This window comes from Streptomyces sp. NPDC054770 (genome assembly GCF_053611985.1).
The window spans coordinates 25353-38022 of sequence record NZ_JBSHBL010000016.1 but is presented as its reverse complement, the minus strand read 5'-3'; the positions used below and the strand labels follow the sequence as shown (position 1 = coordinate 38022).

Below are 12670 nucleotides of genomic sequence, written 5' to 3'. Positions count from 1 at the left end.
CCAGTGCATGCTGTGGAGCGCCCGGGCCGCTGGCGGTGTGACCAAGTGCGTCGTCGATGCGGATGCGCCGACATCGGGCCGGTCTGCAGGTGTTGGTCAGCGTGTGGTTCGGATCTTGGTTGCGGAAGGGCATTGGCCCGAGGTGAGCAGAGAGTGCCTCCCTGGGGCTGCTCTTGCTCCCCAGATCATCCCTAAAGGGTGTTGCACAAGGCTCTGATCTGGGCATCTCCCTTGCACGGCTGGGGTGTTAAGGGATGATCGGGTGTGGGTGGAGACGTTCACGGGGTTGCGGTTGACGCAGTTTGCGGGTCTGTTGAAGGTGGTGCGGGACCGGAGTGCGGCGGCCTCCAGCCGCAACTACCGGTTCTCGGCAAACGTGCAGGTCGTCGTGGACGCCGAGACCCGGCCGGTGATCGCGGCCGCGCGGCCGGTGCCGGGGACGACCGCGGACGCCCATGCCTGGCGGGCGTCCGGACTGAGCTGGCATTGCGAGGGTGTAACCGTGGTCCTGCCGACGGCGTCCTCCGCGCCCGACGGCGCCCTGTGCTGGCAGCCGACATTCCTGCGTCAATCTCTGCCGCCCTCACTGGAAGCAGCGTCGACAACGTGACGGATTGGACGAACTCCGTCACACGCAACTGGACCGACTACACCGCTACCGTCGAAACGACGGCTGATCACCTGGCTCAAGCTCTCGGCTCAGGCATAGCGCACCGCGGGTCAGGGAGTGGACGATAAAGGTCCGCAGTTGACAAGGGCCAAAGTGCCCTCGACCACGTCGCGGGTGACTTCCTTGTAGAGACATTCCCTGTGGGCATCGGTGATGTCGATGTCGGTGTAATCCTCTGCGGGGTCCTTGAGCGCATGTCCGAGTTGGTATTCGGCATCCCGGAGTAGTTCCTCCGTCACCCGAGCTCCGGTCAGGCGCTTGGCGAGGGCGAAGCCCGCCGCCTTGATGCAGACACGCTCCCTCGTCTCGCCCCCGTCGCCCGACAGTGCGAAGCCGACCTTGCGCATCACCGAGTTGAGGGCATCGGGAGTGCTGCCGTCCCTGGCTGCCTGCTGCTCGAAGGCGGTCCGAAGTTCCCCGTCCTCATACCAATGGAAAAGTGCATGGGCTTGCCTCCGTTGCTGGCGTGCACCACGGCGCACCCTCCGGCCGACAGGGCCTCCAGGAAGCGCGGCTGCATTCCCATGCCTCCGTCTTCGACATGCAGGACGAGCGTCCAGTCGCCACCTTCGCCCGGAACCGTGAACGCTCCCGCGATGAAGGACGCGTACCAGAAGCCCGTCGGGTCGCCCAGTTCGTCCTGCCGCTCGAGCAACGCGTCCGCCCCTGTGCATGTGTCACGCCCCGCACCAGGGTCAGGGTGTACCCGGTCTCCAGCGTGTAGCGGAACAACGGAGAGGAACGTATCCAGGCCTACGTTGTCCGGACATCCCCCAGCGGATCACTGCCTGGTTGGGCAGACTGACCAGTGGTGAGAACCGCCTTGTATGCCATCCGATACTGAATTGGATCAGTGGATACCGGCGAGGCGGCGCCATCTGATTCGGGAATGCCGCGGAGGATCCTCCGGCGCGAATATCTGAACAGGCGGCGACTGTTCCGATGTCCCCTTTGGAAGTGCGAGGGCAGATATGCTCTGGACCGGAGCTCGGGACACCGGAGCGAGGGGTGGGGGATGCGGATCAAGCCACGCCAGCACCTACTTGATATATGGCAGGCGGTATCACGCCACTCGTTCGAGAGCGGTGAATGGGACTGGGGTGAAAGGGGAGGTCTCAGCAGCGTCGCGGACGCCGAGCGGCTGTTGTGCCTGATGTATCCGGCCACGGAGATCCCCGCATTCAGGCTGGACGTCCCGGATACCGTGCAACGCGACGTGGAGACGGCGCTGAAGGGCATCGGTGGCCGGACGGAGATCCCCGCGAAGCTGGTCCGCATACTTGCCGAGTTCATGGACTCCTATACCGCCGAGGACGACCGACCCGACTTCGCGGGCGGTCATTACTTCGACGCGTGCGACCCCGGCGAGGAACCCACCCAGGAACAGCGCCGGCTGGGCGTCGTCGACTCTTTCTCGATGTCGATCACTCTGTGCCTGGCCACCCTCGGCTTTCTCAAGTGCTACACGGGCACAACCCGGCGCGCGGAGGTGCTTGGCCTCGCCGAGGAGCTCAGGGCCGCCACCGAGACCCGGCTCACCGCCGCCATGGTGAGCCTGCTGCGATCCTTCACCGTCAACGTCTTCGATCCCGACGATGCGCAGGGCCGCACCCTGTGCGATGTCCTGGGGCAGGGACAGGTCTCCCGACGCGTCGTGGTGGAGCGGTTCCAGCGACGCTTCGGAGCACTGCGCGCCACCGTCAACGAGAGCCTCGTGCTCGGCGTCGACATCGCCGACCGCCTCGCCGACCAGAACCGGCTCTTCGAGTGCGGGTGGGCCTGGACTCTGGTGAGGGACTCCCCGCCGGTCGAGACGACGGAGTCCATCGGCAGGCAGCCCGACGGCGTCGCCTGGCCGATCCCGTACCTCTATTTCACCGTCGTCGCCCTCGACGGCATCCAGGACCTGTTCTCCGAACGCACCATCACCCTCGGCCTGCTGAACCCCGAACAGCAGCGGCTCGCCGAGGCGTTACGCCTGCGGTGGGAGATCACTCAGCAGTACTGGTCCGGCATCGCACGGTTCGGCGACGTCTGGCCGCTGGAGGACATCCCCTGGCGCACGACCGGGCAGCGTCTGGAGTCCGAGTACTTTTCCCTGTCGGTCACCTCCATCCTGGTCCACGACCTGGTACGCCGCCGCGCCACCGACGACGACCTCACCCGTACCGTCGCGGTGATGGAACGGCTCGCCGAACGTGGCCGGATCAGCAGCCGGATGACAGCGGAGGACACGGCGATTGCCCTGCACGCCCCGGGCGTGCGGCTGCCGCTCCAGGGGAGCGGCGACATCGGACCTCCGATGCAGTGGACCATGGCCGATTTCTCCGCTCAGTTGCTCAAGCGGAGCATCCAACTGTGCGCGCTGTCCAGGAACGTGTCCTCGAACGACCGGCTGCTGAGACTCACCGAGCGCATCTTCGGCCACGTGTGGGAGCGGCGGATCCGCGACGGCGAGGGAACCGGTCTGTGGGACGACATCCGGGCCGTATACCAGGGTGCGCCGACCACAGGGCGGCCGCCGTCCTGGAGCTTCACCGAACGAGTCGTCGAGTGCATGGTGGTCGGCCACCGGCTCTACGGTGAGCCGCCGATCCACAGCACCGAACTGATCAGCTGTGCCTACTCGCTGCTCAGCGAGGCGACCCACCTGCTCGGCAAGGAACTGCTCGAACCTACCTCGGGCCAGGACACCTCCCTCAACCTCGCGCTGAGGTCCGTCGAGGCCCGACTCGCGCGGGCACGCGAGCTCCTCGACGGGCAGCCAGGCACCGCGATCGCGCTCACCCTGGGAGTCCTGGGCGAACTCGACAGCCTGGCGCGGGCCAGACGCGCCGCCTCCCGGGGAGAGTGAACGGTGCTCGTCTTCGCCGCTTCGGACAAGGGCGGTACCGGCCGCTCGGTCACCACCGCCAACATCGCCTTCCGTCGTGCACTGACCGGTGACGACGTCTGCTACCTGGACTTCGACTTCGGCTCGCCCACTGTCGCGGCGGTCTTCGACGTACCGGGCGCGATGGGGGGCATCGACCAGGGCGGCCTGCACTCGTACCTCCAGGGGCAGGTGCACGAGCCGGCCCGGCTCGATGTCTGGGCACATACCGAGCACCTGGCACTTCGCCACCGGCCCGCCGGCTCCGGCAACCTCGTCCTGTTCCCCGGCGACCGCAGCGGCGGTGAGTTCGCCGTCGGCAACGACTCGGTGATCCGCTGCGTCGATCTCTTCCTACGGCTCCACAGCGAGTTCGACGTGGTGGCGGTCGACCTCAGCGCCGGCCGCAGCTACGCCGTCGACCTGGTGCTGGAGGTCACCGCGCGGCCCGAACTACAAGGCGTCGGCGCCCGGTGGCTCATCCATCACCGCTGGACCCGGCAGCATGTGATCGCCGCCTCCGGGTTCGCCTTCGGCCCGCGCGGCATCCTCACCGGCGGCGTCGCCCGCGGTCACGACGTCGAGCAACTGCGCGGAAGCATGCGCTTCGTACGCGCCGCCGTGCCCGATCCCGAGAAGCCGCCGTGGTGCTTGGCGCCGGCCGCCCAGTCCGCGTGGATGCGCACGTGCGCCCAGGACCTCGACCGGCTCGCCGCCGACCGCGGTGCCGGCTGCACCGCGATCCTCGGCTCCGTACCGCTCGACCCGGTACTGCAGTGGCGCGAACAGCTGATCACCGACGAGGACGTGCTCCTGAGCAAGGTCGCCGGCCTGGAGACGGTGAACGCATTCCAGAACCTGGCCGAGAGACTCACCGACGACGACGCCTGGGGGATGCCGTGACCGAAGCCGAGGCCGAAGCCGAAGCCGAAGCCGAAGCCGTCTTCCGGGAGACGACCGCCGAGCCGCGCATCCAGGCGGTGCCCCTCGCCCATGTGTCACTGGAACTCGGTCACCTCTATACGGAGGACTTCGAGGCGGGTCCGGAAAGGCTGCGCGCGCACTTCGCCCGGGTCCGGCCGTGGGCCGACACGGCGCGTACGGTCGCCGTCGGCGGACGCCGGCTCCGGGTCAGCACCTGCTTTCTGGTGGACGAATACTGCACCCGCTTCTCCACCCCCGCAGCACTCCTTCCTGTCCTGCTCGCCGAGGCCGAGCGCGCCGGGCTCGTGATCGACTACCTGGCCCGCGAGTCCGGCTGCGTCGTTGCGGACGACGTCCCCGTCGCTGAGGTGGTCGAGGCCCGTCTCGTCGAATCGCCGGCCCCTGGCAGCGATGGCTCCCGGCCGCCGGTCGGTCAGACCGGCTGGCTCGCCAACGGCCGCCGAACCCCCGGCCTGCGGACCGTGGAAGCAATGGCCGACGCCACTGCCTGGCAACCGCCCGCCGAGACCACCGCCCGGCGGCACTCGATCTTCATCGACACGGAGCTCTGGGACGCCTTCGGCAGCCGGCGCGTCTGGTCGTGTGCGTTCCTGGCCGCCGTCTGGCAGCTGGCCCGCCTCGGACTGCTGCGGCACTGCGGCGAACCCGTTCTCCAGCCCGTGCCGTGGACGGTCGGTGAGGACTTCCCGGATGACTGGGACGCGCTGCCGCCGCTGATCCGGCTCAGCCCCTCCGCTGCGCCCTTCTCCGCCTACCGCACCTGTTCCGTCCTGCCGTCCCGTCTCCTTCCGGTCGAACATGCCGTGCGGGTCGTCCTCGACCAGGTGAACGTCGAGCCGCAGGCTCTCCGCCAAGTCGCCGAACGCGCCCTCGGCGAAGGCCTTTCGGTACCCGAGGAGATCCCCGACCGCATCTCCTACGTCTTCTACGAGGGGCCCTGAGATGGCCTACGTCGCGGATACCGATGAGGTGACCGAGCAGAACCCGGAGCCGGTTCTGGTCCTCGGCGAGGTGCACACCTGCCTGCTGCCGCACTCCCAGGCACTGACCGGGCGCAGCGCCGCAGCCCTGTTGCGATTGCGGACCGGTGAGCAGATCCGGCTCTCCAAGCGGCCCAACCTGTACGTCCGGTCACCCGACGTGATGACCGGCGTGGACTGTCACCTGCCCACCGCCTCCGGTGCCAAGGTCCGCGCCGTCGGCACCGTCACCACCCGCGCCACCCTCACCGAGGGCCGGCTGCTCCAGGCGGGCGCCTTCTGCGCGGTCACGGCCGACGGCGCCCATCGCCGCCGCCGCTGGGGCCACTACCTGGCCCGCCCCGGCGTCGTCGAGCCGTTCGGCACGCTTCCCGGGCGGGATGTCGCCGACGGCTGCCTCAAAGACGCCGGCCGCCCCGGTGACCTCGACCTGGGAGCGATCGCCGGCCGTACACTCGGCTGGGTACTGCGGGACCGGGCACTCGACAATCAGCCGCCCTTCAAGTCCCAGGTCACCCGTCTGCGTTGGGTGGGGTTACCGGCCCCTGCCGGTGAGGGTCCGTCCCTGGAGAGCTTCACCCTGGCCGGGAACGGGCTGCGAACGGCGGAGCTCCGGCTGCCGACGGGAATCACCGCAGACGCCGCCGCAGGGCTCTGCCATGACCTCACACTGCACGACTGGCTGCTCACGACGCTCCTGAGGATGGTCGAGCGCAGCCGGCTCGGCTCGACCGACGGGCGGGACGCGCTGGCGGCGCTGCGCCCCGCCTTCGACCATCTGCTGCATCTGTGGATGCCGGCAGCGCGTGTGGACCGGGTCCTCCGCCCGTTGTGGGACGCGCTGGAGCGGGAACCCGGATTCACCAGGCAGTGGCTGATCCTGGTCCAACGGATCAGGGATCAGCTGGCCCTGCAGACCGCCGCGCACCTGCAGTCCTGACCGCCCGCACATTGGTGTGGGCGCGGACGCGCACAGTCCCTCCGGAGGAGACCACGACGCACGGCCGGATCGTCGAACACACCGGACGCCGCTGCGCCGGCCGGGCTGGACGCTGCGCGGCCCTCCTTGGCGGTGAATGACGGGAACCCGGAGCCACGCCCGGTGCACACTTGGTGGCATGCGGCACGGACAGGTGCGACATGCGGTCGAGGACGACCTGGCGGCTATCGCGGCCCTGGAGGCGCGCGCGTTCCCCGGCCTCAGCTATCCGTACTTCGCACTGCGCCAGCTGTTCGACGTTCATGGCCACCACATGCTCGTCACCGCCGGCGCCGGAGAGCTGTACGGCTACGTGCTCCTGGGCGGTGACGGCAACGGCCGGTTGTGGCTCCTGTCGCTCGCGGTCGACTGCGCATACCGGCAGCAGGGGCACGGGCGCCGTCTGCTCGACGCCGTGCTGAGCCTCGCGGACACCAGGCGGCTCGGCACGGTCTGGCTGAGCGTCGCCCCGGACAACCACCCCGCCCTGCGGCTTTACCAGGCGTCGGGTTTCCGCCTCGCCGAACAGCGCCCCGACTATTTCGGGCCGGGCCAGGACCGCCTGGTGATGGTCCGAGCGGCGCCCCTCCGCTCCCCTTAGCCCACCAGTGGTCAGCCAGCAGGCAACCGGGCCGTCACAGCCGAGCACAACGCCCTCGCCCGGGCGTCGGTGTAGCCCTGCAGGATGCCGACGGCCTCCCGCCGGTGCGATGCCGCGGCGGACGGATCACCGGTCCGGCCCATGGCCGCAGCCAGGTTCTCCAGCGCACCGGCAACCCGCCAGTCGTCGCCGAGCTCGCGGAACTCCGCGACGGCGAGGCGGTGGAACTGCACGGCTTCCTGCGGCCTCTCCAGCGCCTGGTAGGCGAGCCCGGTCATGTCGAGCGCCGTCCCCTCCATCGCCTGGTCACCCAGGAGCCGGCCGATCGACGCGGCACGCTGGAGCGCGGCCAGTCCGTCTTCGGCTCGGCCTGACGCGAGGCAGATCCGCCCGAGTTCGGTCTCGCACTGGCCTTGGTAGATGACGTTGCGGGTCTCGTACGCAATGTGCAGGGCTTGGCTGATGTGCCGGTCCGCGTCGGCCAGGCGGTCCGTCTCCCGGTCGATCGTCGCCTCCACCCACAGGCATTCCGAGCGGGCTCCGGGGCTCTCGCCGTCGTGCAGTTCCCGCAGCGTCGCCGCCACGCATTCGCGGGCCTCAGTGTGGGAACCGGAGTCGAGCAGCGCCTCGGCGCGCCCGATGAGCCCCCACACGATCCACAGCCGCAGCCGTAGCGCTCGGGCGATGTCCAGTGCCTCCTGGTACGAATCCAGGGCTTCGTCGAGCCGACGCCCCAGGCGCAGCGCGTGCCCGAGCATGACCAGGGCGGCGATCGTCTGCCACGCGTCGTCGACCTGACGGGCGGCGGCCAGCGCGGCACGGCTGTGCTCGACGGCCTCCGCGACGTGGTGAGCCTGGCGGTGCGCGATGCTCATGCCGAGAAGCGTCACGGCTTGGCCGACCAGATCCTCGGATCGCCGAGCCGCCAGTAGCGCCTGCTCGGCCATCGGCAGCCAGCCCTGCACGGGGTGCCGGTCCAGGAAAGGCGTACGTAACAGGGCCGGCAGCTTCCACGCCACCTCGTGGAGGCCGGCCTCGGCCGCCGTCCTGCTGACCGCAATGAGGTTGTCGGTCTCGGCGGTGAACCAGGCCATGGCCCGCTCGTAGTCCGACACGTCCGGAAGCCCTGGCAGGCCGGCCCGCGCACGATGGACATGCCAATCGTCGGCGTACTGCGCGTCGTGCACCACGGCGGCCGCCGCCATCGCCTCCAGATACCACTCGCACAACCGCCGCACCGCGGATGCGCGGCCTTCCGGCGTCTCGTCGTTCACCGCCTGCTCGGAGGCGAAGGCTCTGAGCAGGTCGTGGAACTGAAATCGGTCGTAAGCGGACGCGGAGATCAGATGAGTGGCGGCGAGGGAGTCGAGCAGTCGCCGTGCGGTGACGGTGGAGACGCCTGCCAGGGCCGCCGCGGCGTGGACCGAGAAGTCCGGCCCGGGGTGCAGGCCCAGCAGCCGGAACATGCGGGCGGCGTCGCTGCCCAAGGCACGGTAGGACCAGGCGAACACGGTGTGCACCGCGTCGCTGTCGTCCTCCTCGTCCGCCGACAGAGCTATCCAGAGGGAGGACTCGTCCTGCAGATCAGTGATCAGGTCGCTGAGCGGCATGTGCGGCCTGGCAGCCGCGCGCTCGGCCGCGATGCGCAGCGCCAGGGGAAGGCGGGCACACAGACGGGCGAGCTGGATCAGCTCGGGCTCGGGGTCCGGGCCGCGGTGCCCCCGGGTGCTGTCCCGTAACAACCGCACTGCCTCGTCTTCTGCGAGGACATCGAGGTCCAGCCGGTGCGCGCCGTCCCGGGCCACCAGCCCGGACAACCGGTCACGACTGGTCACCAGCACCATGCAGGAGGAGGTCCCGGGCAGCAGGAGGCGCACTTGGCGTACGGCCGCGGCATTGTCCAGCACGATGAGCATGCGCCGCCCGGCCAGCAGGGACCGGTAGAGCGCGGCCTTGTCCTCGGGGTCGTCGGGGATCGCTCCCGGAGCGACCCCCAGCGCGCGCAGGAACCGCTCGAGTGCCTGATCGGCGGTGACGGGAGGTCCCGCGTCGTAGCCCCGGAGATTGACGTGCAACTGGCCGTCGGGGAAGTGGTCCTTGACCCGGTGCGCCCAGTGTGTCGCGAGGGAGGTCTTGCCGACGCCGGCGGTGCCGGCGATCGTCGAGATCACCACGGTCTGCGAGCCCTCGGTGCCGCGGGCCAGGATGTCGTCGAGGCTTTCGAGTGCCGCCTGCCTGCCGACGAATCCCCTCACGTCTGCGGGAAGTTGCCGTGGACTGGGCCCAAGGGCACGGTCCGCGTGGTGGAAGTGGATCCCACCGGTGACGTCGCGCGCCTGGACCACGTCCCAGGCGTTCCCGGACAACTCGGAGCGAGTTGCCCCGGATCGGTCGGGACCGCGATCGTCCCGCCCTTCGGAGCCTCCCATCGGCATGGCCTCTCGCTCGCAAGCAGCTGACCACCGCCCATACGGTGCTCTCCTCCCAGTCAACCAGTTGCTCCGCCCAGCAGCGGCCGGTTGCAGAGCATTTGACGGACCGCCCATCTGGATGCGATCCGGGCGAATCCCTACTCTGGACCGGTGGCTGTCTCAGCGGATCCTGAGGTCGTTGTTGTCGGGTGCGGGGTGGCGGGACTGACGACCGCACTGGTGCTGTCCGAGGCGGGACGAGTGGTCACCGTCGTCTCCGACCGCGAACCCCAGCGTACGACGTCCGCGGTTGCCGGGGCCCTGTGGGGGCCGTACGTCTTCGATGATCCCAGGGTGCTGGACTGGAGCCTGGACAGCCTGCCGGACCTGACGGCGATCGCCGCCGATCCGCAATCCGGTGTCCGCATCACCCAGGGGATCGAGGCTTCGCACGAGCCGGCGGAGCCGCCCGCGTGGTTGTGTTCGGTGAGCGGATTCGCCACCTGTGGTCCGTCCGAACTGCCGCCTGGCTTCGGATGGGGGTGGACCTACCGGGCCCCGGTCTTCGACATGCCCGTCTACCTCGACTACTTGATGAAGCGTCTGGTCACGTCCGGGGCCACCGTTCGACTGCTGGACAGCCCGTTGCGCGACCTGGACCGGGCGCTGGACATCGCCCCGGTGGTGGTCAACTGCGCGGGACTGGGGGCCCGGGATCTGGTCGGCGACCTGGAAATGACCCCGAGTTGGGGCCAGTTGGTGATCACGGAGAATCCGGGGATCGAGGGCTTCTTCTCGGACTTCCCCGAGAGCGAGGACCCCACCTACTGGATCGCCCACCCCGACCACGTCGTCCTGGGCGGGATGGTCAGACACGGCAGAAGCGACCTGCGGCCGGACCCGGAGGCCGCCGAGCGGATCGTGGCACGCTGCGCCGCCGTCCAGCCCGCGCTCGGCCGTGCCGGGGTCAGGGAGATCCGGGTCGGTCTACGGCCGGTGCGGCCGCGCGTACGGCTGGAACGCGGCAGCCACCATGGCGCTCTCGCGGTGCACAACTACGGCCACGGAGGATCGGGGGTCACCCTGTCGTGGGGTTGTGCTCGGCAGGTTCAGGGCCTGATCGGTTGAGGAGAGGAATGCCCGTGTCCCTAGCCCTGCCGCTGGACGCCGGACGCTACCACCCGGACCCGCGAGAACCCGTGGACCGGTGGTTCCAGACGGCGAGCGCCTCCAACGTCCGCACGACAATGGCGGTCGTCGCCGACCTGGTGGGCCCGTCGTGCAGCGCTGTGGTCGATCCCTTCGCCGGCGGGGGGAGTTCGGCGACGGCCGCCCGGCTGATGAACCTGCCGTTCTTCGGGATCGAGATCGACCCTGTCCTGGCCTGCGTCAGCCTGGCGAAGAGCCGCGCCACCGGCCGCCATGCCCGGATGCTCCGGCAACTGCCGCCGATCCGCGACCTCGACGGCCTGCTGTCGGTGCTGGCGATGCTTCCCGAGTACGGCAGCGCCGGCGAGGTGGCCGTCGCGTCCTGCCTGGCTGTCGTACTGGCGTTACGGGCCTTGCGCGGTACTCCGCTCGGGTACGAGGAGGTCACCGGCGATCTCGCTCGCCACCGGCCTCCCGCTGCCACCGGCCGATTGGTGTGCGCGGACGCAACAGCCCCGGTCGGCTGGCGCGACCTGCCGGTCCCGGAGGAGGGCGCCGTGCTGTACACGTCGCCGCAGTTCGGGCGGCGGTCGCCGCTGCTGGGTGCGCCGCCGCAGCTGACCGAATCGGCTCGCGACGTTCTTGCCGCCGCCGGGGCCGACCACGGGCGGGAGGCGGCCCCGGCGGATTCGGGCTTCGCCGGAACCACCGTGGCCATGCTGCTTCGGGCGGCCGCGTCGATGCGGCGGGCGACGGTGGTCATCGAGCACGAGCCCGACGACGACGGACACGATGCGACGGAGGAGGTCTTGGAACAGGCTGCCGCGGCGCTGCCCGGGCGGGTGCACGAAGCACGGGTCATCGTCTGCGGTCAGTTCACCTGGCGCGGGCCACTGTCCCTCATCGTCTTCGAGCTGCGGCGAGGACGCGATGACGTCTTTGAGGGTCAGCGGTTCGCCCCGTTCCCGGCGGAGGTGATGACGGCGGCATGGCGCCGTACGCCACAGGAGGGCACATGAATGAGCAGCTCATCGTCCTGGTCACCGGAACAACCGTGGTGCCGCCAGAGGCTCGCCGCCTGATCGTCGAACGTGGGTTCGTACTGCGGGAGGTCGCCGACGACCATCTGGGCAAGGATGACCTGCATGCGGCGCTCGATGGCGTCTCCGGGTACCTGATCGGCGGATACGAGGAGCCGGAGCCCGCCCATTTCGAACGAGCCGTGGGGCTGGAAGCCGTCGCGTTCGTCGGTACCGACTTCCGGAGCTACGTGCCCGGCTGGCGCACGGCGTACGACCTGGGGATAGCTTTCGCGAACACACCGGGCGAAAACGCGGCTTCGGTCGCGGAGTTCACCGTCCTGCTCGCGCTCACCCTGGCCCGCCCGTTCACCGACGCCATTGTGAGAACCCCGCACGCCCCGGCCGCCGCGATCGCCACTGTGTCGCCTCCCGAGGGCCGCGAGCTGGGCGGTCGCATCCTGGGAGTGGTCGGAGCAGGCAGGATCGGAGCACGCGTCGCCGTGATCGCCCAGGGACTGGGCATGCGTGTGCTGTACACGTCCCCGCGACGCAACCAGGCGCTCGAGGCCGCCACGGGCATCGCGTACACCGACCTCGACGGCCTGCTCGCCCGGTCCGACGTGATCAGCCTGCACCGCCCGGGACCCACTGCGGACGAACCGCCGATGCTCGGCAGGCGGGAGCTGGCGATCTGCAAGGACGGCGCCCTGCTGGTGAACACGGGCCATCACGATCTCGTCGATCCTGTGGCGCTTGCCTGGGCTGTCGAGCACAGGAACCTCCGGGCCGCTGTGGACGGCCTCGGACCCGGGGACGCCTGGACCGCGCTCACGTCGCTCGGCCCGGAACGCTTTCTGTCCGTCCCCCAGATGGGCTTCCTCACCCGGGACGCGGGGCTGCGCGCCGGCCTGCGTGCCGCCTGCGCAGTGTGCGACGTGCTGTCAGGGACCGGCTCTCCCGACGTCACCAACCCCGACTTCCGCGAACGGCGGACAATCGTGCAGCGCGGCGGCGAGTAGCGCCGGGGAGCCGAAGCGGGCG

Annotated in this window: 9 protein-coding genes and 2 pseudogenes; 9 read left to right on the top strand and 2 right to left on the bottom strand. The window is 69.7% G+C overall.

The window, feature by feature from the left end:
- Positions 1 to 244: 244 nt before the first annotated feature.
- A pseudogene (locus tag ACWGKQ_RS16670) lies at positions 245 to 508 on the top strand (hypothetical protein); the annotation flags it as partial.
- 212 nt (positions 509 to 720) lie between these two features.
- Here ACWGKQ_RS16670 and ACWGKQ_RS16665 read toward each other — a convergent pair.
- Positions 721 to 1325: pseudogene (locus tag ACWGKQ_RS16665) on the bottom strand (DUF6461 domain-containing protein).
- A 360-nt stretch (positions 1326 to 1685) separates the two neighbouring features.
- On the opposite strand from ACWGKQ_RS16665, the gene ACWGKQ_RS16660 reads away from it, so the two are divergent.
- The 5 genes from ACWGKQ_RS16660 (at position 1686) to ACWGKQ_RS16640 (ending at position 7047) form a co-directional block, all read left to right on the top strand.
- A complete protein-coding gene (locus ACWGKQ_RS16660) occupies positions 1686 to 3524 on the top strand; it encodes an SCO2524 family protein (RefSeq protein WP_453292647.1) in 1839 nt (612 codons plus the stop codon).
- A gap of 3 nt (positions 3525 to 3527) precedes the next feature.
- Positions 3528 to 4445: an SCO2523 family variant P-loop protein gene (locus ACWGKQ_RS16655; protein ID WP_453292646.1), complete on the top strand. Its 918-nt coding sequence runs from the start codon at positions 3528 to 3530 to the stop codon at positions 4443 to 4445.
- Positions 4442 to 5428, top strand: a complete 987-nt coding sequence (locus tag ACWGKQ_RS16650) for an SCO2522 family protein (RefSeq protein ID WP_453292645.1) — start codon at positions 4442 to 4444, stop codon at positions 5426 to 5428. The genes ACWGKQ_RS16655 and ACWGKQ_RS16650 overlap by 4 nt, the downstream gene beginning before the upstream one ends.
- A gap of 1 nt (position 5429) precedes the next feature.
- Positions 5430 to 6407, top strand: a complete 978-nt coding sequence (locus ACWGKQ_RS16645; protein ID WP_453292644.1) for an SCO2521 family protein — start codon at positions 5430 to 5432, stop codon at positions 6405 to 6407.
- Between the two features lie 178 nt (positions 6408 to 6585).
- Positions 6586 to 7047: a GNAT family N-acetyltransferase gene (locus ACWGKQ_RS16640; RefSeq protein WP_453292643.1), complete on the top strand. Its 462-nt coding sequence runs from the start codon at positions 6586 to 6588 to the stop codon at positions 7045 to 7047.
- An 11-nt stretch (positions 7048 to 7058) separates the two neighbouring features.
- Here ACWGKQ_RS16640 and ACWGKQ_RS16635 read toward each other — a convergent pair whose 3' ends face one another.
- Complete coding sequence (locus tag ACWGKQ_RS16635; protein WP_453292642.1) at positions 7059 to 9302, bottom strand: ATP-binding protein; 2244 nt, start codon at positions 9300 to 9302, stop codon at positions 7059 to 7061.
- Between the two features lie 327 nt (positions 9303 to 9629).
- On the opposite strand from ACWGKQ_RS16635, the gene ACWGKQ_RS16630 reads away from it, so the two are divergent.
- Genes ACWGKQ_RS16630 through ACWGKQ_RS16620 form a run of 3 tightly spaced genes read left to right on the top strand, consistent with a single transcriptional unit; the run spans position 9630 to position 12648 of the window.
- Entirely contained in the window at positions 9630 to 10586 is a 957-nt protein-coding gene (locus ACWGKQ_RS16630; protein ID WP_453292641.1) for an FAD-dependent oxidoreductase, read from the top strand.
- A gap of 8 nt (positions 10587 to 10594) precedes the next feature.
- Entirely contained in the window at positions 10595 to 11626 is a 1032-nt protein-coding gene (locus ACWGKQ_RS16625; RefSeq protein WP_453292640.1) for a hypothetical protein, read from the top strand.
- Positions 11623 to 12648 (top strand): NAD(P)-dependent oxidoreductase, encoded by a 1026-nt coding sequence (locus ACWGKQ_RS16620; RefSeq protein WP_453292639.1) that lies wholly within the window; start codon positions 11623 to 11625, stop codon positions 12646 to 12648. The genes ACWGKQ_RS16625 and ACWGKQ_RS16620 overlap by 4 nt, the downstream gene beginning before the upstream one ends.
- Positions 12649 to 12670: the final 22 nt, after the last annotated feature.